This is a genomic window from Vibrio splendidus (assembly GCF_002873455.1).
GTDB classification, from domain to species: Bacteria; Pseudomonadota; Gammaproteobacteria; order Enterobacterales; family Vibrionaceae; genus Vibrio; species Vibrio splendidus_J.
Window position 1 is genome coordinate 209,580 of the sequence record NZ_MCUN01000006.1, and the last position, 26,167, is coordinate 235,746.

Genomic DNA, 26,167 nt, shown 5'->3' on the forward strand with positions numbered 1-26,167 from the left:
ACAGTAGTATTCAAAACAAAAGAGGCAACCAGTTTACCTGATTGCCTCAACAATACATATTAACGGTGAAAAGTATTCACAGCTAAAGTCAGCTTATCTAAACCAATTGCTCTATCTCTCGCTCTTGCCTTAACTCTTCAACGAGTTCCGCAAGCGGCTTAGGTCGGCCTATGATGTAACCCTGTGCGTAGTTCACACCAAGCTCTCTCAACTTGTCGATGATCTGGGTATTTTCAACGAACTCGGCCACCGTGTGTTTACCCATCTGCTTAGCTAAATCATTGATCGATCGAACCATCACATGGTCCATCTCGTTCACATCAATATCACGTACAAACAAGCCATCGATCTTCACAATATCAACGGGCAGTTGCTTCAGGTAACCAAATGACGATAACCCTGAGCCAAAGTCATCCAATGCAATCATACAACCGAGCTCTTTGATGCGAGTAAAGAACTTGATCGCCTGCTTCATATTACTCATGGCGGCGGTTTCGGTGATCTCTAAGCAAATCTTATGACACGGTATCGATGAATCGCTTAGGCTATCTATTAAGAACTCTACAAACTCTCGATTACCCATCGAGTGACCAGAAAGGTTGATTGAACACATCCCCAAATCATCGATAATACCGGGGCGATGCTCTAACCAACTCAAAGTTTGACTGACGACTTGGCGGTCGATTAAATGCGCTATGTTATAGCGTTCTGAGGCCGGCATGAAGATCCCCGGGGATATGTATTCACCTTGGATATTCTTGATACGAACCAAGATTTCGAAGTGCATTTTGTCGCTGCTTTTATCTAGGCCAAGAATGCGCTGAGCAAACAACTCTAAGCGATCGTTAGCCAAAGCCTCATGCACTAGGTTCACGCATTCCATCTCTAGGTGACGACGACGCAGATCTTCATCATCTTGATGGTAAAGGTTGTAACGGTTACGCCCTTCCTCTTTAGCTGCATGGCAAGCAGCATCGGCCTGAGCGTGCACCATCTGTGGTGAGGCGGCAGTATGGTCAATCAATCGGATACCAATAGAGCTGGTCAAATTAAGGCGAATATCACCCCACAAGAATGGGTTCTCGCTCATCGTCGAGATAATACTGCGACACACATTGACCGCATCTCGCTCAGTACAGTCTTTGATTAATACTGCAAATTCGTCACCACCCATTCGCGCTAACACTGCATTGTAGGGCAGTACCTCTTCCAGCAGCTTGGCACTGAACATGATTGCGGCATCACCCGCTTCATGCCCCGCAGTATCGTTCAAGACCTTGAGTTGGTCTAAATCCAAGAACAGCATGGCATGAGTTCGCATGTGGCTCTCAACCTCTTTAAGCGCCTTTTGCAGCTCTTGTTCAAAGTGGTTCCGGTTGAAGGTATCGGTTAGCAGATCATAACGAGCTTGATACTCTAACTTTTCAGACAACTCTCGAGTTTCAGTAATGTCTTCACCCACAATCAACAGCTGATCAGACTCAACCAACGGGCGAATATTTTCACGAATCCAGATTGTGCTTCCGTCTGCATGGCGATATTCGATATCACGACGCCATACGCCACGAATATTATGTTGTGGTTGCAACAAGATATGACGCGGGATCATTGAGTTTTCATCGACATAAAACTCTCTAGGACGGTGACCTAATAGCTGGTCTAGCGGGTAACCTAGCAACTGCTCCGCAAACTGGTTCACTTGTTGGATGCGGTTATTGCCATCGAGCGTAATCATCATCACGGGTTGTTTGTCGTAATACAGCTTTAGGTTAGCTTCACGCTGGAACAACTTATTCTCCGCGAGTTTACCCGACGTAACATCACGAGCTTCAAATAGGAACTGAATGTCTTCTTCTTCACTGCCAGGCATAGGCTTTAATGAGATATCCAACACCATCGCACCACGATCACGACACCACACCTCAGCTTCAAATCGTAAAATCTGATGTTCATGGCTAGAGGTAAAGTAATCCTTCAGTTCCTGCCTTGCTGAGTCTTCCCAGTGTTGGTGGCTTTGAAGAGGTGTTCCCAATTTATAACCTTGGTTATAGAGAAGCTCATGCAATTTACTGTTACTCGACAGCAACACACCGCCCTTATCAATGATTCCCATGAACTGCAGGCTCTGATCAAAAATTGACTCAAGTAACAATTGGCTTTTCTTAGTCGTACGCTCACTTTTTTTCAAGCGATTAAGGTAGTACATCAAGGTGACGATCACACAGAACATGCTTAAGAAAAGTAGGCCGATCGTACGAATTTCATCGTGATAACGAATCCAAAACGGCTTGGGTTTGTTTAAGAAAGTCACCGATGCTTCGTTTTCTGCGCCTAGGTTCCAGCGAGAGATCTGTTGATAGTCGAGTTTAATTTCAGCAGCACCGGGAACCACGGCGCGCAATGGAGCTGATGGGTTATCAAGTACTTCTAAAAGTATGCTTCCAGCCTCTCGACCTTGAATCTTTCCTCCTTGAATCACACCGCCAATAGCGCCATGCCCCAAGCCTAAATCGTTAACCATATAGATAGGTATTTGGCTTTTTTTATTTAATTCTCGCCAATCTTCATTGCTAGTCACACGGCCGTTGATATCTCTAAAATAAACCCAGAACAACAAGCAGTTACCCGGCTTTGCCTTTTGAGTAAATGCTATCAATTCTTGATAAGTGTCTGGCGTGTAATGCTTCACAACACCTGACATCTCAGGGTTGTTTTCAAGAAAGGTATCAATCTGGTTACGAACAGCCTCGCCAGTGACCGAGTGATCGGTTACGACATGAATTCTTTTTACCGACGTTTGAAGGCGCTTAATCAGTTCGATGTTGCTCGCCATATCGGTATCTTCGGTTACGCCTGTCGCGTTCAACCCTTCAATCATGTCTGGTGAAAAGTTGTTAATTCCCCCAAAAATCACTGGCGTACCCTTTAATTCCGGAGCCAATCGCTTCATTAGGTTTAACGCGTTGTTATCACTCACAACAACGGCCGCAAAATCTTCGTGCATCAATTTATTTCTATAGAGTTGATACACACGCTCTAAATACTCAGCATTTTGTGTGCGTTTACTATCGAGATATACGACTCGATAAGACAAGCGGCTTCGATCCAGCTCTTCTGCCAGTCCTTTTTGGAAACTGTCTGTCCAGAAAAAACCTTGATGATAAGAGTGAATAACCAACACATCCTTTGCCTGAGCTGAAGCAAAAACACTCCAACACATCACAATAAAAAATAACGAAAATCGCACTGAATTCACCCTAACCCTATAGTTACTGCTAATATTATCACCCTTGGCTATGATGTGTACTCTAGCCGGTCTATTTTCGTTCAATCTAAGGATTATGCATGTCCACAACTACAGCTCGTCTAGATGATCTAGACCGTGCCATTCTCAAAACCTTGATGGAAGATGCTCGTACTCCTTATGCTGAAATGGCCAAGCAGTTCGATGTCAGCCCTGCGACGATTCACGTTCGCATCGAAAAGATGAGATCAGCAGACATTATTGAGCGAACAGAAGTTGTGGTAAACACCAAAAAGCTAGGTTACGACGTGTGCTGTTTTATTGGTATTAACCTTAACGCAGCCCGCGACTACCACTCGGCCATTGCCAAACTCAATGCTTTAGATGAAGTGGTCGAGGCGTACTACACCACCGGTGCTTACAATATTTTTGTAAAGCTGATGTGTAAGTCGATCGAAGAACTGCAGTTCGTACTGATTGATAAATTGCAGGCGATTGACGAGGTTCAATCGACAGAGACATTGATTTCGTTGCAGAACCCTATCAATCGTAATGTGAATCCCTAGCTCACATACGAACTAGATTCTTTGGGGTGTCCAAAAAAGAAAAGGCTGAACGCAATGTTCAGCCTTTAATCTATCTAAGCTATGCAGCTAGCAATATAAGGTAATCATAAACCTAAGCTTGAATACCTGCGTGACGCAGCATCGCGTCGATTTGAGGCTCACGACCACGGAAGCGTTTAAACAGCTCCATCGGCTCTTCACTACCACCCATCTCAAGGATGTTGTTCAGGAAGCGATTGCCGGTTTCAGTGTTGAAGATACCCTCTTCTTCAAATGCCGAGAACGCATCTGCAGACAATACTTCTGCCCACAGGTAGCTGTAATAGCCTGCACTGTAGCCACCAGCAAAGATGTGACCAAAGCTGTGTGAGAAGCGGTTCCAATCAAGGCTTGGCAATACTGATACCTTAGACTTCACGTCGGCTAGTGTTTCTAGTACGCGAGCACCGACTTCTGGATCGTATTCAGTGTGTAGCGTGAAATCGAACAAGCCAAGCTCTAGCTGGCGCAGGATAAACATCGCTGATTGGAAGTTCTTCGCCGCTAGCATCTTCTCTAGCATCTCTTTTGGTAGCGCTTCACCCGTTTCGAAGTGACCAGAAATGAACGACAGCGCTTCTTCTTCCCAACACCAGTTCTCTAGGAACTGACTTGGTAACTCAACCGCGTCCCAAGGCACGCCATTGATACCAGAAACCGCACCCACATCAACTTGCGTTAACATATGGTGAATACCGTGGCCGAATTCGTGGAATAAGGTAACCACTTCATCGTGCGTAAATAGCGCAGGCTTATCACCGACTGGCTTGTTGAAGTTACACGTTAGGTAAGCCACTGGTGTTTGTAACTCGCCAGATTGAGTAATGCGACGACCGCGACAGTCATCCATCCAAGCGCCGCCACGTTTGTGTTCACGTGCGTATAGATCTAGGTAGAAGCTACCGCGCAATGTGCCTGTCGCATCAAAGATGTCGAAGAAACGCACTGAATCATGCCATGTATCCACACCTTCACGCTCAGTCACCGACATACCAAACACACGGTTTAGTACTTCGAACAAACCAGAAACTGCGTTCGACTCAGGGAAGTAAGGGCGAAGCTCTTCATCAGAGATCTCGAACAGGTTCTGTTTTTGCTTCTCGCTGTAGTAAGCGATGTCCCACAGGTTTAATTCAGAAACACCGAATTCTTTCTCAGCAAACTGACGTAGCTCTTCTACTTCGCGCTCACCTTGCGGTTTGGCTTTTACTGCTAGGTCGTTAAGGAAACCAAGTACTTGGTCTGGCGTTTCTGCCATCTTCGTCGACAGAGATTTCTCGCTGTAAGTGCTAAAGCCAAGCATGCGTGCGATCTCGTGACGCAGCTTAAGTTGCTCGGTGATGATCTCGGTGTTGTCCCACTTGCCAGCATTTGGACCGCGATCTGAAGCGCGAGTCACGTAAGCTTCGTACAGCTCTTTACGCAGTGCTTGGTTGTCACAGTACGTCATCACCGGCAGGTATGATGGGATATCCAGAGTCAGTAGGTAACCTTCTAGCTCTTTAGCTTCCGCCGCCGCTTGTGCTGCTGCCAATGCCGATTCAGGCATACCGGCCAGTTCAGCCACGTCTGTTACCTGCTTGCTCCAACCCATGGTTGCATCAAGTACGTTGTTTGAGAATTGAGAGCCCAGCTCAGATTGGCGCTTACTGATCTCGCCGTAGCGGTGCTGCTCGTCTGCGAGTAAGCCAATGCCTGACAATTCAAAGTCACGCAGTGCGTCAGTAATGGTTTTTTGTTGAGCTCGATTTAATGCCGAGAATGCTTCGCTTGCCTTGATCGCTTTATATGCTTCGAACAAACCTTTGTGTTGGCCAACCCAAGTGCCGTATTCAGATAGCACAGGCAGGCAACTCTCATAAGCATCACGCAGTTCGTCACTGTTCACGACAGAATTCATATGGCTTACTGGTGACCAAATACGGCCTAAACGATCATCCACTTCGTCAATCGGAGCAACGAGGTTGTCCCAGCTTGGTGAAGTATTACCTTCAAGTACTTGTTCTATCTTGTTGCGACACTCTTCAATCACTTGCTCAACCGCTGGCTTAACGTGCTCAGGTTTGATTTGTGAAAACGGAGGTAAGTCCGTGAAGGTTAATAGCGGATTAGACATATAAACATTCCTTTGGCTTTAGAGACTTTCGTCTTTTTATAATGAGGTCGTCTTACAGTCATCAGGCTAAGGAGCGCCCTAAAAAATCACCTGCGAATAGTTATTAAATAGTGCCCATGAAGGCAAATTTCAATAGTAGAACCAATAACTAACTGCATATTGCGAACGACTGTTCCTGAATTGTTCGAGAATTTATGGTCCATTGAGGGTTATAATAGTCAAATTAACCCCACCTACACTAACCACACTCTAATTCGAGAGTGTTACGAGAGTTTAATTTGTTAAGTTATCGCCACAGCTTCCACGCGGGCAACCATGCCGACGTAGTAAAGCATATCGTACAGAGCCTTATTCTTAATTCTTTGAAACAGAAGGATAAGCCTTTTGTTTACCATGACACTCACTCTGGTGTAGGTCGTTACGACTTAACGCATGAATGGTCTGAAAAAACGGGCGAATACAAACAAGGTATTGCACGTCTATGGTCTGCAAGTGAAGCGGGGCAACAAGAACTTCCTGAAGACATTCAAAGCTACCTTGAGTCTATCTCAGCACTCAACAATGGCGAGAAACTGCGTTTCTACCCAGGTTCACCACGTGTTGCACGTGCGCATCTGCGTGACCAAGACCGAATGGTATTAACCGAGCTTCACCCAGCCGATCACCCTCTGCTTGAGCAAGAGTTCCACCGCGATCGTCAAGTATCTATCTACAAAGAAGATGGCTTCCAACGCTTAAAAGGCAGCCTGCCGCCTAAAGAGCGTCGTGGTTTGGTGCTAATCGACCCACCTTACGAACTAGCAAAAGAGTACCGCGATGTTGTGACTGCGATTGCTCAAAGTCATAAGCGCTGGGCAACCGGTATCTACGCAATTTGGTACCCGGTGGTAAACCGCTGTGATATCGAAGACATGATCGAAGGGCTAGAAAGCTTAGGCATCAACAAGATTCTACAAATCGAACTTGGCGTATCACCAGACACCAACGAGCGTGGCATGACAGCATCAGGCATGATTGTTATCAACCCGCCTTGGAAGCTAGAAAGCCAAATGAACGAAATTCTTCCGTTCTTGAAGGAAGCAATTGCGCCGGCGACCGGTCACTTCAAAGTAGAGTGGATCGTACCCGAGTAATCTCGAACTTAACGTCATCGTCTGACGAATGCTCAGCAGATTGTGACGTACACGAATAAATTTTAAACAGGGAGATTGAGTTCAACCGATCTGCCCTCAATATAATAATTAGACAATTTAAGAATCTATAGGACGTAGGTGTTCAGTACACTCACTGTACCCACAGCCTTCAATAAATGGAGAAAGTAATGGCGACTCATTTTGATTACATCTGTATCGGTGGCGGTTCAGGCGGCATCGCATCAGCTAACCGCGCAGCAATGCACGGTGCAAAAGTTGCACTTATCGAAGCTCAAGACCTTGGTGGTACTTGTGTAAACGTTGGTTGTGTTCCTAAAAAAGTAATGTGGCACGGCGCTCAAGTTGCTGAAGCTATCAATCTTTACTCTGAAGACTACGGCTTCGACGTTGAAGTAAAAGGCTTCAATTGGGGCAAGTTGGTTGAAAACCGCCAAGCGTACATTGGTCGTATCCACGAATCTTACGATCGCGTTTTGGGTAACAACAAAATAAACGTAATCAAAGGCTTTGCTAAGTTTGTTGACGAGAAAACCGTTGAAGTTAACGGTGAACACTACACAGCGGATCACATCCTGATCGCAGTGGGTGGTCGCCCAACCATTCCAAACATCCCAGGCGCCGAGCACGGTATCGACTCAAATGGCTTCTTCGACCTGATGGAGCAACCTAAGCGTGTTGCGGTTATCGGTGCAGGTTACATCGCAGTTGAGATTGCAGGCGTACTAAGTGCACTTGGCACAGAAACACACCTGTTCTGCCGTAAAGAGTCACCACTTCGTAGCTTCGACCCAATGATCATCGAAACATTGGTTGAAGTAATGGAAGCGGAAGGCCCAACCCTTCACACGCATTCTGTACCTAAAGAAGTTGTGAAAGAAGCAGACGGTACTCTGACTCTGCATCTAGAAAACGGCAACACTCAAAACGTTGACCACCTAATTTGGGCTATCGGTCGCCACCCAGCGACTGACGCTATCAACCTAGCATCAACGGGTGTTGCAACCAACGACCGCGGCTACATCAAGGTAGATGAGTTCCAAACAACAAATGTTCCTGGCATCTACTGTGTTGGCGACATCATGGAAGGCGGCATCGAACTAACACCTGTAGCCGTTAAAGCCGGTCGTCAGCTTTCTGAACGCCTGTTCAACGGCAAAACGAACGCGAAGATGGACTACACGCTAGTGCCTACTGTTGTATTCAGCCACCCACCTATCGGCACGATCGGTCTAACGACTCAAGAAGCTGAAGAGAAGTACGGCAAAGACAACATCAAGGTTTACACGTCTGGCTTCACTGCAATGTACACAGCAGTAACCAAACACCGTCAACCTTGTAAGATGAAGCTAGTATGTGCTGGCGAAGAAGAAACAGTCGTCGGCCTACACGGCATCGGCTTCACTGTTGATGAAATGCTTCAAGGCTTCGGCGTTGCAATGAAGATGGGCGCAACCAAAGCAGACTTCGACTCTGTTGTAGCTATCCACCCAACTGGCAGCGAAGAATTCGTAACGATGAGGTAATCAACGCCTTTTGTTGATAACTCTTAAAAAGCAGGCCTTGTGCCTGCTTTTTTTATGCCCACTCTTGAACCTTACTCCCCAACTCCACGTAACACAGGTACTAACCTATCTAGAACAACAATGGAGTTTGTGATGAATCTACTAATTGAATCATTTGAAGGCGGGATCTACTTGGCTTACCAAGTTATTGACGAGCAAAAGCAATTAATCAAAGATAACCACCAGCACCCAATGAAGTTTTTGAGTGTAAACCAAGCACGCGATCACTTTAGTGACCAAGGTGTAGCATCGGCGACACTTATCCATAACAGCGCTTATGATGAAATGTGCGGTGAGCATTGTGACAACACACAGCCGTTCGAGATTGATTTGAAGTGGAGTTAAATCAACTTCAAATCAATCGCGGCAAAAATTGAAAGGCTTGCATCAATGCAAGCCTTTCTTATGGGCGTCAATTTTCCTCTTCTACGCTTACATCAACGCAATGTCCGTTTCAGTCTGCGTTTGATATTTTGCTCTTTGACGATAAAGTCGAACAGTGGTGCGAACAAGTTGGCGAACAGAATGGCCAACATGATGCCCTCTGGATAAGCAGGATTGAGCACTCGAATACCGACCGTCATCACGCCGCTAAGAATCCCGTAAGCCCATTTACTGTTATTGGTAAAGGCTGCTGATACTGGGTCGGTCGCCATAAAGAACGTACCAAAGGCAACACCACCCAACACAAAGTGCCAGTAGAACGGCATCGAAAACATAGAGTTGGTATCGGAGCCGATCCAGTTCATCAAACTAGAGGTCACCACAAGGCCAATAATGACTCCAGCAACAATTCGCCAAGAAGCTATATTCATAAAAATCAGAATCAGACCCGTCAACATGATAAGCAGCGAAGAAACCTCACCCATCGACCCCGGAATATTACCGATAAACGCATCCATCCAGGTGATCGCCTCGCCAGTCATATTGTTGATGAGCGAAGTACTACCACCTTCATACCATTGACTGAGCGGCGTCGCTCCTGAATAGCCGTCAGCCGCGACCCAAACTAAGCCACCCGACATGTTGGCTGGGTATGCGAAGTAGAGAAATGCACGGCCTGCTAGTGCAGGGTTAAGGAAGTTTCGTCCTGTACCACCGAACAGCTCTTTGGCGACAACGATACCAAAAGTGATACCTAATGCGGCTTGCCAGAGCGGAATGGTTGGCGGGAGGATTAGTGCAAACAGCACCGAACTAACAAAGAAGCCTTCATTAACTTCGTGCTTACGAACGACTGCAAACAAGACCTCCCAGAAGCCACCCACAACAAACACCGTGGCATAAACAGGTAGAAAATAGAGTGCTCCAAGTAACATCTGACTTGCCCAGCCACTTGCTATCAATGACTGCACATCGCCAAATGCCCACGACAAGCGCCAACTACTTTCGATAACCGAGGTAAGCTCATTGAGTTGATAACTGGATGTTAGTGCTGAGACACTCTGGTGTCCGACGTTATACATGCCCCAGAACATTGCAGGGAAGGTCGCCAACCACACCAGAATCATGATTCGTTTGAGGTCGATACTGTCTCGAACATGGGTCAAGCCTTGGTTTACGTTGCCAGGCGTGTAAAATATCGTCGCGAAAGCCTCGTACACTGGGTAAAGCTTTTCGTATTTACCACCCGCTTCGAATTGAGGGGATATGCCCTCTAACCATTTATTCAACTTCATATCTTTGTAACCTCGTTGATGTGAGTAAACAGCAATACGAAACAAATAAGACTAGAGAGCAATTTTCATTATCCACCCTCACAAAGTGAATCTTTAACCATCTATTTCCAGTCAATATTTGACAGAAAATCAAGAATAAAACTTTGGGGAGAAGATCACAGAACAGGATTTTTACATAATTTCTCAAAAGTGCGACTCGTTAGCTCGTTTTTTTATGCGTAGTTGATAAAAATATCGAAAAAGCATCTAAAACTCTTATAGAATGCACGAATAATAAAAAACATAAAAAAGATCAGTTGTGCAAAACAGAAGCAGTAGTCCCACTGAGGTTTTTTATCACCTCATGGATCTCTCCGACGCGGAAAAAAGTCTCTATTTAGAGCAACTAGAGCAAGAAGAACCCAGCTTATATGAGCAAATACTTCCTCTCATTAACGAAGTATCTTCAGAGCAGATCACATCACTGCTCGGCTTTCACGCACAGCAAGCAACAGGATCCGAACTTAGCCTCACCGACACCTTAGTCGATAAATACTATATATCTCATGAACTCGGTCGCGGTGGTATGGGGATTGTCTACTCAGCCAGTCGAGCAGATAGGACCTTTGAACAAGACTTAGCGATCAAATTCATACAACCAGCTCTTTCACATATTTTAGGTGAGCATGCTCTATTTCAAGAAGCGCAATTACTCGCACATTTAAACCATCCATGCATAGCCAAAGTGTTTGACGGTGGAGTCTACGAAGAATCGGTCTACATTGTGATGGAGCGGGTTGAAGGGGAAACGCTTTCTCTGTACTTACAGAATCGTTCTGTCAGTGAAAAACAAAAGCTCAGTGTATTTAAAGAAATTTGTTCAGCAATTGAACATGCCCATCAGAAACAAGTGCTGCATGCTGACCTCAAGCCTGAGAATATCTTAATTGATCCTTTTGGTTCACCTAAGATTCTCGACTTCAATCTAACTCAAAAGGTCAAACAACCTGCACTCCACCAAAGCTCAGATGCTTCCAAATTAACAGCCTATAGCAAGGCCTATGCCAGTCCAGAGCAGATTGCAGGTCACTTCTTAACTCAACAAAGTGATATTTACTCACTGGGTAAGGTTCTAGCATTGATTTTTGCCTCTTCTTCAAACTTAGATATTAATCTAATTGTAGAAAAAGCGACAAACCACGAACCTTATCGTCGCTATGCCAGCGTAAGTGAATTGCGCCAAGACGTAGTACGTATCTTAGAGTTCCGCCCCATTTCTTTGAGAGAGAAGCAGCCGCTTTATTCATTAGCAAAGCTATTAAAGCGACGCCCTGTACAGAGTGCTCTAACAATTCTATTACTACTGTCAGGCGCAACATTTTCAACAGCGATATTCCATAAGAATGTGCAGCTACAAAAAGAAAAACTAGTCGCGGAAGAGATGATGTATGAAGTGACGAGTCTGCTGTTTCATGCCAAAGGCAGTGATGCTGCAAAAATGTCAGTCGGCACGATGCTTGAACTCACTAGACGTCGGATATTATCAAACCCTGATTTACCCAAAGACGTTAAACAAAAAATGCTATTGGCCATGCTGACACCATCACCTGAAAAGTCCGTGATTAACAAAAACAAAGAAAAGTCATCCAATAATTAATTATGAAAAAAATACTTCTCCTACTGATAACCATCTATTCAACGAGTCTTTACATTCGTGCTAATGATAGCGAACCTCTCACTGGGTATTTTATTGATTCCCCAGTATCAGGGCTTTACTACGAAACTAGCTCCAATCTCTCAGGCACGACAGATAAAGGTGCGTTTCAATACAATTCAGGTGACATCGTAAGCTTTTTCATCGGCACTGATAACTCCGGCTACCTATTGACGACACTATCAGGGCAAGAAGTCATCACCCCTACCTTGTCATCGACACGTCCAAGCCGCAGCATCAATATGACCCGCTTACTGCTGTCACTCGATGACACGCCAGAACACCGTGACGAAATCATTTTAGCGAGTAAAGTTTTATCTGACGTAGAGTTTCAAAAGAAGCTCAAAAAGCTCGATCTGAGCTACTTAGATGATCAAGAACTAGGCATTGACCTTGTTTCAGTCAAAGAAGCTGCAAAGCATCTCAACCAAAGCCAAGAATACATCAAGAACAACTTTGCCTCGGAGGAAATCATTTTTTCTCCTAAAGACAAAGTGCTTCATAACATAATAATAGCCAAGAAAGACTATGCTGGACGCGCTTGCTTTTACGACTTAGCTCACCACACCAATCCAAAATACAAAGGTCCGATTGGAGAGCTTAGCTACCAAATCACAGACACAGAACTCATTCAGTTCCCAGGAACAGGTGACTACTTTAACGGATGTAATCTACGCCCTTACCACACCCCCCAAAAGATCATTCGCGAGCCGTTATCCAACAGCGATGGCTGGACGGGCTTTACCAGTTGTGCTCAAAAAGGTTGTACTCGCCACGATTTAAGTGGGTTCTCAATTGAAGACTACAACGATGAAGGGGATTGGAAGTACCGTACCGTTGCATTGGATTTTGATACAGAAACCGAGTTGCTGATGGAAAAAACCCAAGGTTTGGGAAAGAAAAAGCACATCCGTCACTCAAATAAGGCTGAGATGATCTGGTTCACTTACACCAATGAACGCGGCAATCACATCCCATATGAAGGTGTTTGGCAACACACTCTGTATCAACAAGCCGACATCATCAACGAGTGCCTGCTCATCAAAGATAAACGCATTTTTCTTGATCCTAGTGATATCGAGGTCTGCTCGACGAACCACCAGCAATATACGCAAGAGGTTACAGACAAATTTGGAGATATGTGGTGGCTGACTAACCCTGAGCCTACGACTTCTCTTGCCCAAATGAACGTCACCGTGCGTTGGTACGACTCAGTACCACAGCAGCATTTCACCGCATGGGAATATTTACCTGCAGGCCAAGATTGGGATCAAGGCATACTCTACAGATTCAAACAAAAAATATCACTAAACCCTGATAAATCACATAATATCAGCACCTTATCCGTTTCTGAATTTACCAAAGTGAGGTCTAATAGCTAATGGCAACTGCAGATATCACACAAATTATCCAACAATGGCAATCCGGCGATAAAAATGCCGAAACCGATTTATATCAATTCGCTTACTTACAACTAAGACATATTGCTCAACAAGAACGAGCTCGAAGCGCTCAAAAATATGGCACTGACAATCAAGTATTGAGCGACAGTATGAACAGCACGACAGCTTTGATTCATGACGCCTACCTGAAGATCTCCTCTTCTGACCTTCAATCGATCAAAAATAAAAAAGACTTTTTCCTTATGGTTGCAAAAGTGATGCGCCAGATTTTAATCGATAATGCTCGCCACCTTCAGGCAAAAAAACGCCAACAGATAACCATACTGAGCGACAGCCAAGACGATAAGTTTGAGCAATTAATGATCATGGATAAAGCGATAGATAACTTCAGTCTTCACTACCCACGGCAGTCTCAAGCCCTCAAGCTTAAATACTTAATGGGTATGAAAAATAGAGAGATCAGCGAGATCCTAGAGTGTAGTGCAAGTCTGATTGAGAAAGATCTCAAGTTCTCTCGCTGCTGGCTACAGAGCAAACTGGTTTAGTAATGAAAAAGCGATTCTGTTTACTGCTAGTTGCAGGCTGTGGATTTATCATGCTCCTGCCTCCTTGGATAGCATCAAAAGAAACTAACATGCCGTACATCAATAGTGGCATAAAACAGTTATCTTCTAATAATAAGCCGTCACCTCATAGCCTGGTAACTACAGATTTAGTGGGGGGTTTAACTGATGTAAATACAAAAGCTAAAACTCAATCTACTCAAGAAAAAGCAGACGTTACACAAATGTCTACGTCAGTTCCAGGCACCTTCGAATCAGTGCAATTAGATGTGGAGACATTTAAAGCAGAAACTCGAACGACAGTCATCACAAAGGAACAAGATCGAGCCGACAGCAATCAAAAACCAAAAGTGAATCTCACGGTGCAGCAAAGCATTCAGCATGAAATCAACCAATGGTCTTTTACTGAAAACTCTCCGATTAACTACTCGGTTAACATTATAGGACTATTTGAAGATCCTGATGATGATCTACTGACGACACAAATCGCCGTTAATCACCCGAAGTTCTCAGTTTCGAATATCGGCGGAAAGACAAGTATCCAAGGCACCCCGAAAGTAGGTGTAGCGCCAACTCAGCTTATTGCTCGCGCCAAAGATAATTACCATGGTTCAGAAGAAAATGCATGGGTTACGACCAGCTTTTCTCTCCCTTCAATGTCTTCAGGGCTAGAGGAGAATGGTTTACACCCTTTAATTGGCGAAACTTGGTATCGACTGGAGACCAACCATCGATTTGCAGGCAAGACTTACAATTATGAAAAGGTATACTGCGAAGCTTTTAAATTTATCAATGATGAAGTGTTCTTCGCATCTTCGAACACCTTAACCACCTGCCCGAATGAATATGAACTGCGTAAAGTAGGGAGTTATCAGGTTGATGGCGATACTCTTATCGTCTCTAGCACCCAGTCGATATTTGATAATGACATGCACTGGAAAATCTTAGAAACCTATCCAAGTAACCCTACTTTCACAACGGCTCATGTGGCACAAGTGAAAATGAATAATAACTATGAAACTTATACGCTTGCCTCTAAAGCTCAAATAGAGCAGCGCATAAACACCATTACAGGCTTAGAAGCGCTGCAGATGACCATGCAGAACTACATGTATCTCGCCAACGATGGCCGCTACTACTTGGGTTGGTATGGTATGCACATTGGCAACTACCAATTAAAGAATCCTGATTGGCCGGACGAAATGGATGGTGATTTAAATATACAGTCGTACAGCACAACTGTCGTTTGCAAAGACGTCCTCAACAAGTTTGATTTCTTCTCGATCGGTGGACAAGGCTTGTATGGTGATGTGATTGGATACACCGTCAGTGAAAAGAACGCCCCCATCGAATGTGGTGTACAACCAATAAAAACTCTTCAATACTCATACTTGGACGTTGATTTCTTCGACCATGACGAATTCAAACATGGCGAAGTCTTTAGCATAATCCTTCGCCCGAAAACTGAGTGGCGTCATAAAGTCGAAGAGATCAAACTCAATGTTAGATTCCTAGGCCCTGATGGTTAAAAGCTCCATAATGCCTGCAAGCTGGTTCTGAATGTGTAAGTATCGGCTTCAGGTAGCGTTTCTCATAACCAAACATCACATACCAACCCCAATGCAACCCCGGCATCATTTCATAACTCACCGTTCCTTCGACATCCGCTTGATAACGACAGTCGTAAACTCGAAACCTATAAATAAAATCAAATATATTTTATGGATTTTTTCAAAATTTACGTGTGTTGATAAAACGATCTACACCCAGTAAAACATTCACCAGAACAATATAAAACTCAAAACAATAGACATACAGAGCTTGGCTAGAGCTCTTTACAAAGGATATGACATGAAAAAAGTTAGTTTACTAGCAGCGTCAGTGGCTTTCGCCCTAACAGGCTGTGGTGGTTCAGATGGTGATTCAGCTTCACCTTCTCCGAGCGGTGTAACAATTACAGGTTTTGATGGTTACTTTAACCAAGCGGTTGTGTTTGATGATAAAAACAACAATGGCGTTTTGGACATTGGCTCTGACGTTATTTTCGGTCTTACCAACGACCAAGGCCAAATTGAGATATCTGGTGGTGTTACCGGATCTCTTGCGCTTCAAACATTAACACCTGGCGGATTAGTACAAACTGCACTCGTAAATCACGATAGCAGCAAATACGCGGGTAAATACACAATTGATATGGACCACCCGGCTCAAGCAATGGTTCATGAGTTGGTATTCCGCGCTCCAACTTCATCAGATGTAATTTCACCAATTACTGATTTAGTTGCGATTGAAATGGCAAGAGGCACAGACGCTGCGCCCGTTACTGAAGAAGAAGCAGTAGCGATTGTTAACACAGCTTTAGGTGGTACAGAAGAAGCGCCTATCGACCCTTACTCTGATTTCGTTTCAGGTGCTGATGCAAATGCTGAACTACACAAAACAGCACAGATCCTAACGGAATCGAAAGCGGCTAACCCTACTACTTATGTAGAAAAATCCGAGCAGTTTGCAAAAGAAGCAGATGCGATCGTTGATACGCTAACTCCAGCAGAACTAGCAGACAACGATTTAAAACCTGTTATTGAAGATAATGCCGCTCCTGGTGACGCTCTTGACCCTGTTGTTGTAGCCAACAATAAGCTGGTTGTAACAGCAAGCGTTTTAGAAACAGAGCAAGGTAAAATCTCAATACTGGAAGAGAATGGTAGATCATCAAATATCGTTCTTGATATAACTGGCTTATTTGTTGATAAAGACCAAAACCTAATCACACCAGTTGTTACTCACAACATCCCAGCAGCAAGCGGTATTGTTGTCACTCTAACAGATAATACTCTGACTCTATTCGCATCAGACTACATTGGAACTTCTGGTGAGTTTGCTGTGACCTTAACGGCTGAAGATAAGAACTCAACTCCAGAAGTCGTTGGTTCTGCGATCGCGACTTTCAACGTTAAAATTGAAGCTGCGAACCAAGTTCCTACTGTTGACCATGCGGAATATAATGTTTTACAAGCTGAAATTAGCAACTGGCAGCTAGAGGTTGGCGTTCCATTCGAACAAACCATCAATATTGTAAACCTATTCACAGACAAAGATGGTGACATTGTTTCTTACCGTACTGGTGATATGACAATCCCAGGGCTAACTGTATCTCCACAAGAAGGTACGAACCCAATCATTACCATTTCGGGTACGCCAACCAAAGCAACGGCTGCTGACGCTTCTGAAGCATTCATGGTTGGTGGTGTTGATAACGAAGACGCTGCAGCTTACCAAGAAATGTTGATGCCTAAAGTCGCTGAAGGTGTGGTTCCAGAACCAGATCTTCACCCTCTAGAAGGTAAGACTTGGTACATGCTAGAGCACGGTAGTTCAAACGGTGAAAATGAGCAGAACTACGCAAGCATCTGGTGTGATTCAATCAAGTTCGAAGATGGCATTGTACTAGGCAACGTAAGAAGCATCGCAAATAAAACAAGCTGTTCTGCTGCTGATACTCAAACTGAAAATGCAACTTACGAAGTTATCGACGGTAAGCTTTTTGCGACATTTGAGTTCGTAGAAGATGGACAAAACCTAGTTGAAACCTTCCAAGTAGAAGTGTTTGAAGGCGCAGATGATATTTCTACTGGTGCTAAAACAATCATTCACCGAATGAAAGACTCTACTGAAGATTCAGCAGAACGGTACACATATTTCAGCAATAAAGCAGACATCGAAAAGCGTATCAATGTGACATCTGAAATGTCAGGTGAGGAGCGCGGCTTTAACGCCTACTTACCAGCAGAAGCAGATATAACTTACAACCTTGGCGTTATTACTTTATCGCTAACTGAAGATATAAGTAACGGTGATGAAGGTACTATGGACGCAGATTTATACTTTGATGTTCCAAACAATGATTTTACATGTAAAACCGTTAAAGAATTCTTCTCAGGCTTTTACTTCACAGGTGAAGATATTGATTCAGTGCAATCTAAAGAGTTCAATGGCACACCGATTGAGTGCTACACAAATGAAGAAAACGGCATCAACTATGCCTCTGTTGACTTTGACTTACCAGCACTAACTGTTAATAACGTATACAGCGTAATTGGTAAGGTAAAAGACAGCGATGGCGAGTACCTAGAAGCAGTTAAATTCAACATTGAATGGACAGGCATCGCTAACAAAGACTAACAGAACACATTGATATCAATACCCCGCTCCGGCGGGGTTTTTTATCCCCACGAACAATATGGCCAAGCCCGCACGTACACCTTGCAAATAACCAATTCCACAAATTGTTTTTTATGACAATTTTTACGGATTTTCTATTAATTTCCGTATCTTGCACCTACCGAATACAAGCTGTAAAAACTAGCCCGTTTTTATACAACTTCAAAAAAATAATAGATTTCACTCGGTAAGGATGGAAAGAATGAAGAAGGTTAGTTTACTAGCAGCGTCAGTGGCTATTGCATTATCAGGTTGTGGCGGTTCAGATGGAGGTTCATCTGATGGAGCAACTCCAGGCGGTATTGTGATTACTGGCTTCGACGGCTACTTTAAAAATGCAGTTGTATTTGACGATGTAGGTCAATCTGGCGTTTTAGAGGTTGGTACGGATACTATATTTGGCTTAACAGACAAAGATGGCAAAATCACACTTCCAGTAGATACTGAAATTGATGGAAAACTAGCCATAAAAACACTTCGTCCAGGCGATATGACTAAAGCGCTTGCTGAAGAGCTTTCAGCGTTGAGTTCTAAAGCGGATAGCTATTCTGATTTTATGGATGTTTACACTACAGACATGGACCATGAAGGCCAACCAATAGCTAACAGCGTTGTATTTCGCACCCCTGAGGGTACCGATAAAACTGCATTAGTTATCTCTCCAATTACCGACCTCGTTGCTATTGAAATGCAGAAAAACAATAGCTCATTCGAAGATGCGACGACATCTGTAAACGAAGATTTAGGCGGAACGATTGAAGAACCTATCGATCTATTTTCAGACTTTGTAGCTACTTCAAAAGATGATCTTGAAAGCGCACAGTTGCACAAAACTGCACAAATTCTTACTGAATCCAAAGCACAAGATCCTACAGCCTACGAAAATAATGCAAATAGCATTACCGAGACCGCTGCAGAAACTTCTAAAGAGATCGTAACAGAAGAGAACATGGGTTCTGAGGAACTTGTTAATGAGAAGCCTGTTATCGATCCAAGCCAACCAGAAACCGTTGTGACTAACTACAAGTTACTGGTAGACCCTACAGCACAAGCTGATCTCGAATCAAAATTTGTAAAACTGGAGGTAGTTGAAGGTCAAGGGTTTACGCAGACTATCACTGTTCCTGAAAACTTATTCCAAGATAAGTACAGTTCTGAAGATAAATATCAAAACATCGCTATCGCTCGTGCTGAAGTGAATGGTGAGCAAGAAATTACGGTAACGCTAGAAGGCGAGACATTAACTATCTCAGCAAAAGATAGCTTTATTCCTACACTAAGCAGCTACATTGTTACTCTAACAGCAGTTGATCGTGCCACTGCTAACTCCAAAGTACTGAGTGAGCTAAGTACTACATTCTCATTCGATGTTTCGCTAGTAAATACTGCGCCAAAAGTAGATCCGGAAGCACGATCAGAATTACAGCGCGATATTACTGATAACTGGACAATGAAGCAGGGTGAAGCTTTCTCAGCAGAGCTAAAGGTTAACGGCCTATTTACAGATCGCGAGAACGATACTCTAACTTATGATTCCAACATTAGTAATGTCGTAAAAGGGCTGACATCAAAGTACGACGCTAAATCAGGCAAACTGCTTATCTCAGGTCATCCTGAGGTACCAACCGCAGACACAAAACAGTTCAACATCACGGCTGATGATGGCCACGCAGCGACATTCATGGTGTCTGAGCCTGCTAGTTTTGATTTGCCAGTCGTTACGATCGGCGATATTACTGTCGAACTTACAGTGAAAGCCGATCTGCAGAAGACTATTACAGACACTTGGTCACTTAAAGCTGGTGAAGGCTTCTCTGGACAACTCGATATCAGCGAGTTATTTACCTCGAATGTTTCTGGTGACGTTGAATATTATGCAAACTACGCTGCTCACGACAATGAGCCAGCACACAACCCAATCCCAGGTGTTTCAGTAAATGTAGATGCAAGTGGCTTAGTCACACTGGAAGGTACACCTACATCAGAAACCAACGGCGTGATGCTTTACGTAGCGAAAGGAATCAACTTCTCTGGTGGTGACGAAAACGATATTGAATCTGAAATAGTTACCTTTGCATTGCCAAATGCGAAGCCTAGTGATGAAGTTGATCCACCAGCACTAGAACTTGGATTTACTGAAGCACACTTCGATAATCAAGAGTGGAAAATGGGTAGCTTTGCCGACAATGATGGTGAAATCGGCTACGCATCACTTGCTAAAGATGAGCACGGATTGATGTTCTGCTGGGGCTCAAATAGCGACGAAAACTATTCAGGTAACATGAGTGACGCACTTGACCAATGGGGTAAGAGCTACGCACCTTTTGCTAAGCTAGGTGAACTGGATAAGTACAATGACTACATGTCACATCAAGATAAAGACTGTATGGATGTGACACTCAATGACGGGAAAATGATTGATAAAGAAGGCAGTCTCTACGAGATGCTTTATCAACATAAACCAGAGGAAGGCGAATACCAGATTATCTTGAAAGTAAATCAAGACGAACTATTCTGGCTAGACTCAACTTCCTCAACATTTGCACAGACGTCGCCAGCTTCTGAGAAGATTATTTCTGGCTCCACTGATTTCGACCTTACGGTTGAGGCTGGAGAGGAATTCGATCCAGAGCTTGATGGCTACCCATTAACGTATGCTTCTGGTCAATTTGTGTATGCTGAAAACTCATACGACTACAAATCAATCAAACCAACAGGCTTCGAGACTCCTGGAAATCTAAGCTACGAGCTTGATAGTTTGGGCCGCGAAAGGATGGTACTAGAAGAGACAGGTTCTGACTCCGACTACAAGACACGCTACCGCTACATTCAACGTGAGTTTGGTGACTTTTATATTGGTGTTAAATGGAGCGAAGAGCCACAGTGGAACTACGTATCTGCTCCTGAGTTTGGTCTATACTCATATGATCATGAATCAATGGAAAAAGTGATCGATAAGCTACCATTAATCCAAGATTAGGTTCCGGCTAACTAAACAAAAACCCCAGCACATCGCTGGGGTTTCTTTTATCTGTGCCTTTCGGCCTACGGTAACTCCAATACTCTTAACGCTACTTAACACACATAACATTAAGCAATGAAGAACCTTTCAATTGATTTACGTTACCGTTGGTAAACAGACCTTTCTTATCTGCGCCCCAATAAGGGAGATGCATTGGCCAGTTCTGTTTTTCCATAACCTTTGAGCTCAAGATGCTCTGCCATTGCTTTTCACTCATCAGCTTCATGTTGACCTGATTACACACCAATGCAGCGCTATCGTAATCAAGACGACTCCAAGGCTTACCTTGCTCCATGTAGAACTGCTGCTGATGGTCTAGAAGGTAAGGAATCGCATATTGGCTACCCGCAACGTCTGCTTTCACGCGAATCTCGATTTCTAGATCATTGTCTGAGCTCGCGTTACCGCTTGGTAGCGTCTGAATAGCAGCAGCACTTGTTACCGCCGCCGCTTCCTTGGCAGCCACAGGTTTCGATACAGGCTTAGCTTCTACTTTTGCTTTTACAGAAGCCTTAGGCTTTACAGCTTTTAGTTCTGCCGCTTTTGCAACGATAGGCTGTGATGAGGTTTTCGACTTATCAACCATACGAATAAAGGCTTCACCATAACCGGGAACCTTACGCACCTGAGTTAAGTCTTTTCTCGCATCAGAGAATGTAGAATAAGGTCCGATTAAGCAGCGATAGTCTCCGCCTTCAGGCTTCATCCAAACGTTGGTCGAGATCTTCTCATATAGGGGCTTTGCTCGGTTCAGTGACAAAGGCTTATTCAGCAGGCCGCATTGAACCCAAAACAGCTCGTTATCTGAATGACGTTTAGGCGCCTTACTTCCCCAAACACCCTTGCCGATCGGACATGATTGCTCTAGCTGTGGTAATTGGTTAGTGCTTGCCTGAGTTGCATCACATAGAACCGACTCTGCACTCACTTGGCTTGATACCAAAAGGGATGCAGCGATAAGCCCCATACGATAGTTTCTCGTCACAGCACGACATACAGCATTCATTGTCAATTTCATAACCACCACTTAAACCCTCACGGGCTAATTATTACCGAATCTATGTCGATAAAATATGAATTCCATTTTAAGTATTATTGACACTATCAATGATACTAAGTTCCAGATCCATTAAGCAAAAAAAGAGCCGTAATTGCTTACGGCTCTTAGTTTAGTGACTTTTTTTACTAAAAATCAAACCGAGTTATCACCCTTTATAAATTTTCGGGTTAAACACGTCGCGTAACCAGTCGCCTAATAGGTTAATAACTAGAACCAATGTTACCAAAAGCACACCTGGGAATGCTGTGATCCACCATGCTCCTGAGAAAATGTAGTTAAAACCAGTACTGATCAGAGCACCCAGTGACGGTTGGTCTACCGGAAGACCTAAACCTAGGAAAGAAAGTGCCGCTTCTGACATGATGGCATTTGCCACCTGTACCGTAGAGATAACCAAAATCGGTGATAAACAGTTCGGTAAAATATGACGGAACATAATACGAGGCGCTCTAAAGCCCATCACACGTGCCGCTTCTACGTATTCTTTCTTCTTCTCTGCCAATACAGATGCACGAATCGTACGCGCATACTGCGGCCATTCAGCAATACCGATGATCACCACCAGCATAACAACGGCATATTGCGCGTAGAAGTCACTACCGAAACTCGCCTTAAAGATGGCCGAGACAATGATCGCAACCATCATGGTTGAGAACGAAAGCTGAACATCAGCAAAACGCATCAGGAAGCTATCAATACGGCCTCCGAAATAACCCGCAGACAAGCCAATGATGATACCAAGCGTCAGTTGTAGACCTACCGCTAAGAAACCAATGGTCAGTGATAAGCGCGAACCGTAAAGCATGGTAGATAAAATATCGCGGCCTTGCTCATCCGTTCCGAGCAAGAAACGCTCTTCGCCGTCTTCCATCCATGATGGTGGCAGCTCTGAATCCATGATATCAATCGATGTCACGTCGTACGGGTCTGTTGGCGCTAGAATAGGTGCTGCTAATGCCATCACTAAAAAGATTGAGAAAATGGCGAAACTCACCATTGCCACTTTGTCGCGCAAGAAGTAATACACAATGTCTGATTGCTTAAAACGTTCCCAGCGAGACGGCACTGTCGATGTCTGTTCCATGATTATGCTCCTTTCCCTGTGATGTTAACGGTTGGGTTGATAACACCGTAAAGCAAATCAACAATCGTGTTAGTCACTACGAAAATAAGACCAACAAAAATAACGTATGCGGTAATCAGTGGTGTATCTACACGGTTGATCGCTTCTAAAAATAAGAAACCTGTACCTGGCCACTGGAAAACCGTTTCAGTAAGAATGGTGTATGCCACCATAGTACCAATCTGAACACCACCAACAGTAAGAACCGGTAGCATGGTGTTTTTCAATGCGTGTTGATAGTAAATTTTGTTTAGCGCTAGGCCTTTCGCTTTACCAAACTTAATGTATTCAGAACTTAGAACTTCTAGCATTTCAGAACGAACTAGACGAATAAACAGAGGCAGCATGATAGATGCCAGAGCAATACTCGGCAGTACCAAGTGTGCAAGGCCATCGAGCGTTAAGAAGCCAGACTCCCAACCAAACCAATTCGCCGTATCACCACGTCCAAATGACGGCAGCCAACCTAACTCAATAGAGAACACGTACATCAGCATGATTGCAGTTAAGAAAACAGGTACCGATATACCGATACTACTGCCCGCCATGACCAATTTAGTGAAGAAACTTTTTGGGTGTATTGCAGAATAAACGCCTAATGGAATCGACAAACAAACAATAATCAGAGAAGCACCGAACACAAGTTCAAGCGTCGCGACCAGTTTATCTAGAATCACGTCCACAGCTGGGCGTTTAAAGAAATATGAAGTACCAAGATCACCTTGTAGGGCTGCGCCTATAAAGCGAGTGTATTTTGTAACGAAGGGATCATTTAAGCCGAGTTCATCACGCAGCGCTTGACGCTCCGATTCTGAAACAGATTGACCAACTAACTCACGTAACGGGTCGCCCAGGTTATCCTGAATGGCAAACGCCACCAAACTGATCACAAACATCACTATCAGTGCCTGAAACAGGCGCTTGACCAGAAACGTAACCATTCCTTGCCCCTTATCTATCCATGACTGTCTAATCGAAATCCGCGATTAGACAACAAAAAATTCAGTCTTAAAATAGTATTTAGCCAAACTGAAGGAAAACCAAATACCGAAACTTAAACTATATCTTAATAATATTGAGAGCCTGAAAGCTTCAGGCTCTCTATTCTAGCAAGCTAGATTATTTTACAACTAGGTCGCCGAAGTAAGGCATAACCATTGGGTTTACGATGTCTGCTGCACCTACGTTAGACTTCGCGCCCCACGCTTCACTCTGCCAATGTAGAGGTACGAATGCTGCATCATTGTATAATGTCGCTTCAACGCCTTTCAGCATCTTAGAACGCTTAACTGGGTCAGTTTCTGTGTTAGAAGCTTCTACAATCGCATCCATCTCAGGGTTTGAGTAACCAGAACAGTTGTATTGGCCACGACCCGTTTCTTCGTTACGAGTCATTGTTAGGAACTCGTTGAAGTTAGCTGAATCTTCAGTATCTGAGTGCCAACCGATCATCATCATGTCTGCAGAACATAGGTCAAACTCAGGCCAGTACTGTGCTTTAGGCATAGTTTTAAGATCAACTTTAATACCAATCTTAGATAGCATTGCCGCAGACGCTTGCGCTACTTTCGCATCGTTCACGTAACGGTTATTTGGTGCCATCATAGTTAGCGTAAAGCCATCTTCATAACCCGCTTCCTTCATAAGCTCTTTCGCTTTTTTCAGGTCGTAACGAGGTACTAATGCTTCATCGTGGCCCGCGTAACCCGTTGGGCTTTGTTGACCAGCCGCTGTCGCGAAACCTTTCATGATTTTCTTAACAATACCTTCATTGTTAATCGCATGAACGATCGCTTGACGTACGCGCACATCTTTCAGTGCTTCGTTGCTGTTTTGGTTCATTTGGAACGTAATGATACGAGTACCAGGTAGCGTTACTAGATCGATATTCTTAGCGTTCTTAACACGCTTGTGATCGTTTGGTGCTACTGGGTGAATCATATCTACATCGCCAGAAAGAAGTGCTGCTACACGCGTTGCGTCTTCTTTGATTGGCACAAGTGTTAGCTTGTCTACGTTGCCTTTAGATTCTTTGTCCCAGTAATCATTGAAACGTTCGAACGTTACTTTAACGCCTTGCTCACGTTGCGTAACGATGAATGGCCCAGTACCTGAAACGTTAGTCGAAGCAAATGAGTTACCGTGCTTCACTAGCTCAGATTTGTCATTGCCTTCCGCTGTTTGGCCAGAGTAAAACTTGCTGTCCATTGGGAAGATGTACGTTGCTGTTTGTAGCACTAGTGGGTAAGCCGCTTTTGATACTAGCTCAACTGTGTAGTCATTTACTTTTACCATTTTTTCGTATGGCGTGAAGATAGACTTAAAGTCTGGAGAAGCTTGTAGACGTTCAAAAGTCCACACAACATCATCAGCAGTCAGTTCGTTACCAGAGTGGAATTTCACACCTTTACGTAGGTTAAAGCGGAAAGTCGTGTCATCAACACGCTCCCAGCTAGATGCCAGGCGGCCTTCAAAATCCATCTCTTGAGTGAAACGTACTAGAGGGTCAAACACCATGTGAGACATTTGCAGTGTGCCACCAGACAGCTGCTCGTGCGGGTCAAGTGATACTGGGTCAGCTGCGTAGCCAACGGTAATATCTGCTGCTGCTGCACTAAAGCTTAGGCCAGCTGCCATTAAAGCTACTGCTAATTTGCTTTTCATGGTTTTCATTGCATAACTCCTTCATGCGGGAATCCAGATCCCTAGTTGTTGTATTTGC

At 44.1% G+C, this 26,167-nt stretch carries 17 protein-coding genes; 10 read left to right on the plus strand and 7 right to left on the minus strand.

Annotation, left to right across the window (positions count from 1 at the left end):
• Window positions 1-97: 97 nt before the first annotated feature.
• On the minus strand, window positions 98-3,220 hold the full coding sequence (locus BCU75_RS04235) for an EAL domain-containing protein (RefSeq protein WP_102473009.1): 3,123 nt from the start codon (window positions 3,218-3,220) through the stop codon (window positions 98-100).
• Between the two features lie 125 nt (window positions 3,221-3,345).
• Here BCU75_RS04235 and asnC point away from each other — a divergent pair, with 125 nt between their 5' ends.
• Window positions 3,346-3,810: a transcriptional regulator AsnC gene (asnC, locus tag BCU75_RS04240; RefSeq protein WP_004735550.1), complete on the plus strand. Its 465-nt coding sequence runs from the start codon at window positions 3,346-3,348 to the stop codon at window positions 3,808-3,810.
• A gap of 112 nt (window positions 3,811-3,922) precedes the next feature.
• Here the strand turns inward: asnC and prlC are convergent, their stop codons facing one another.
• A complete protein-coding gene (gene prlC, locus BCU75_RS04245) occupies window positions 3,923-5,965 on the minus strand; it encodes an oligopeptidase A (RefSeq protein ID WP_102473010.1) in 2,043 nt (680 codons plus the stop codon).
• Between the two features lie 278 nt (window positions 5,966-6,243).
• On the opposite strand from prlC, the gene BCU75_RS04250 reads away from it, so the two are divergent.
• From BCU75_RS04250 to BCU75_RS04260, 3 genes are all read left to right on the plus strand, one after another.
• Window positions 6,244-7,098: a 23S rRNA (adenine(2030)-N(6))-methyltransferase RlmJ gene (locus tag BCU75_RS04250; protein ID WP_102473011.1), complete on the plus strand. Its 855-nt coding sequence runs from the start codon at window positions 6,244-6,246 to the stop codon at window positions 7,096-7,098.
• A gap of 188 nt (window positions 7,099-7,286) precedes the next feature.
• Window positions 7,287-8,642: a glutathione-disulfide reductase gene (gene gorA / locus BCU75_RS04255; protein WP_102473012.1), complete on the plus strand. Its 1,356-nt coding sequence runs from the start codon at window positions 7,287-7,289 to the stop codon at window positions 8,640-8,642.
• Window positions 8,643-8,774: 132 nt separating this feature from the next.
• Window positions 8,775-9,026 carry a DUF6482 family protein gene (locus BCU75_RS04260; RefSeq protein WP_076679144.1) on the plus strand — a complete coding sequence of 84 codons (252 nt, stop codon included), beginning with the start codon at window positions 8,775-8,777 and terminating at the stop codon, window positions 9,024-9,026.
• 92 nt (window positions 9,027-9,118) lie between these two features.
• On the opposite strand, the gene BCU75_RS04265 is transcribed toward BCU75_RS04260, so the two are convergent.
• The gene (locus BCU75_RS04265; protein WP_102473025.1) at window positions 9,119-10,360 is read right to left on the minus strand and encodes an NADH:ubiquinone reductase (Na(+)-transporting) subunit B; all 1,242 of its coding nucleotides are present in this window, start codon (window positions 10,358-10,360) and stop codon (window positions 9,119-9,121) included.
• Between the two features lie 298 nt (window positions 10,361-10,658).
• Here BCU75_RS04265 and BCU75_RS04270 point away from each other — a divergent pair, with 298 nt between their 5' ends.
• The 6 genes from BCU75_RS04270 to BCU75_RS04295 all read left to right on the plus strand — a co-directional run bounded on the left by BCU75_RS04270 (window position 10,659) and on the right by BCU75_RS04295 (window position 21,220).
• Entirely contained in the window at window positions 10,659-11,996 is a 1,338-nt protein-coding gene (locus BCU75_RS04270) for a serine/threonine-protein kinase (protein WP_102473013.1), read from the plus strand.
• 2 nt (window positions 11,997-11,998) lie between these two features.
• Window positions 11,999-13,435 (plus strand): chromosome partitioning protein ParA, encoded by a 1,437-nt coding sequence (locus BCU75_RS04275; RefSeq protein ID WP_102473014.1) that lies wholly within the window; start codon window positions 11,999-12,001, stop codon window positions 13,433-13,435.
• Complete coding sequence (locus tag BCU75_RS04280) at window positions 13,435-14,001, plus strand: sigma-70 family RNA polymerase sigma factor (protein ID WP_102467032.1); 567 nt, start codon at window positions 13,435-13,437, stop codon at window positions 13,999-14,001. The genes BCU75_RS04275 and BCU75_RS04280 overlap by 1 nt, the downstream gene beginning before the upstream one ends.
• A gap of 242 nt (window positions 14,002-14,243) precedes the next feature.
• Complete coding sequence (locus tag BCU75_RS04285) at window positions 14,244-15,548, plus strand: hypothetical protein (RefSeq protein ID WP_241905343.1); 1,305 nt, start codon at window positions 14,244-14,246, stop codon at window positions 15,546-15,548.
• A gap of 322 nt (window positions 15,549-15,870) precedes the next feature.
• On the plus strand, window positions 15,871-18,201 hold the full coding sequence (locus BCU75_RS04290; protein ID WP_102473016.1) for a hypothetical protein: 2,331 nt from the start codon (window positions 15,871-15,873) through the stop codon (window positions 18,199-18,201).
• A 241-nt stretch (window positions 18,202-18,442) separates the two neighbouring features.
• Window positions 18,443-21,220, plus strand: coding sequence for a hypothetical protein (locus BCU75_RS04295; RefSeq protein ID WP_102473017.1), 2,778 nt, complete (start codon window positions 18,443-18,445; stop codon window positions 21,218-21,220).
• 91 nt (window positions 21,221-21,311) lie between these two features.
• On the opposite strand, the gene BCU75_RS04300 is transcribed toward BCU75_RS04295, so the two are convergent.
• The 4 genes from BCU75_RS04300 to BCU75_RS04315 all read right to left on the minus strand — a co-directional run bounded on the left by BCU75_RS04300 (window position 21,312) and on the right by BCU75_RS04315 (window position 26,118).
• Window positions 21,312-22,280, minus strand: coding sequence for an SPOR domain-containing protein (locus BCU75_RS04300; protein WP_102473018.1), 969 nt, complete (start codon window positions 22,278-22,280; stop codon window positions 21,312-21,314).
• A 187-nt stretch (window positions 22,281-22,467) separates the two neighbouring features.
• Window positions 22,468-23,406 (minus strand): ABC transporter permease, encoded by a 939-nt coding sequence (locus BCU75_RS04305; RefSeq protein ID WP_004735541.1) that lies wholly within the window; start codon window positions 23,404-23,406, stop codon window positions 22,468-22,470.
• A gap of 2 nt (window positions 23,407-23,408) precedes the next feature.
• Window positions 23,409-24,386 carry an ABC transporter permease gene (locus BCU75_RS04310; RefSeq protein ID WP_076679140.1) on the minus strand — a complete coding sequence of 326 codons (978 nt, stop codon included), beginning with the start codon at window positions 24,384-24,386 and terminating at the stop codon, window positions 23,409-23,411.
• Between the two features lie 178 nt (window positions 24,387-24,564).
• A complete protein-coding gene (locus BCU75_RS04315; protein WP_102473019.1) occupies window positions 24,565-26,118 on the minus strand; it encodes an ABC transporter substrate-binding protein in 1,554 nt (517 codons plus the stop codon).
• Window positions 26,119-26,167 lie beyond the last annotated feature (49 nt).

Excerpts from the sequence above, each read along its gene's own strand:
- BCU75_RS04310 (WP_076679140.1), bottom strand. The coding sequence starts at position 24,386 with ATGGTTACGTTTCTGGTCAAGCGCCTGTTTCAGGCACTGATAGTGATG.
- BCU75_RS04295 (WP_102473017.1), top strand. The coding sequence starts at position 18,443 with ATGAAGAAGGTTAGTTTACTAGCAGCGTCAGTGGCTATTGCATTATCA.
- BCU75_RS04290 (WP_102473016.1), top strand. The coding sequence starts at position 15,871 with ATGAAAAAAGTTAGTTTACTAGCAGCGTCAGTGGCTTTCGCCCTAACA.
- BCU75_RS04300 (WP_102473018.1), bottom strand. The coding sequence starts at position 22,280 with ATGAAATTGACAATGAATGCTGTATGTCGTGCTGTGACGAGAAACTAT.
- BCU75_RS04260 (WP_076679144.1), top strand. The coding sequence starts at position 8,775 with ATGAATCTACTAATTGAATCATTTGAAGGCGGGATCTACTTGGCTTAC.
- BCU75_RS04280 (WP_102467032.1), top strand. The coding sequence starts at position 13,435 with ATGGCAACTGCAGATATCACACAAATTATCCAACAATGGCAATCCGGC.
- BCU75_RS04235 (WP_102473009.1), bottom strand. The coding sequence starts at position 3,220 with ATGTGTTGGAGTGTTTTTGCTTCAGCTCAGGCAAAGGATGTGTTGGTT.
- BCU75_RS04285 (WP_241905343.1), top strand. The coding sequence starts at position 14,244 with ATGTCTACGTCAGTTCCAGGCACCTTCGAATCAGTGCAATTAGATGTG.
- BCU75_RS04275 (WP_102473014.1), top strand. The coding sequence starts at position 11,999 with ATGAAAAAAATACTTCTCCTACTGATAACCATCTATTCAACGAGTCTT.
- prlC (WP_102473010.1), bottom strand. The coding sequence starts at position 5,965 with ATGTCTAATCCGCTATTAACCTTCACGGACTTACCTCCGTTTTCACAA.
- BCU75_RS04265 (WP_102473025.1), bottom strand. The coding sequence starts at position 10,360 with ATGAAGTTGAATAAATGGTTAGAGGGCATATCCCCTCAATTCGAAGCG.
- asnC (WP_004735550.1), top strand. The coding sequence starts at position 3,346 with ATGTCCACAACTACAGCTCGTCTAGATGATCTAGACCGTGCCATTCTC.
- BCU75_RS04315 (WP_102473019.1), bottom strand. The coding sequence starts at position 26,118 with ATGAAAACCATGAAAAGCAAATTAGCAGTAGCTTTAATGGCAGCTGGC.
- gorA (WP_102473012.1), top strand. The coding sequence starts at position 7,287 with ATGGCGACTCATTTTGATTACATCTGTATCGGTGGCGGTTCAGGCGGC.
- BCU75_RS04305 (WP_004735541.1), bottom strand. The coding sequence starts at position 23,406 with ATGGAACAGACATCGACAGTGCCGTCTCGCTGGGAACGTTTTAAGCAA.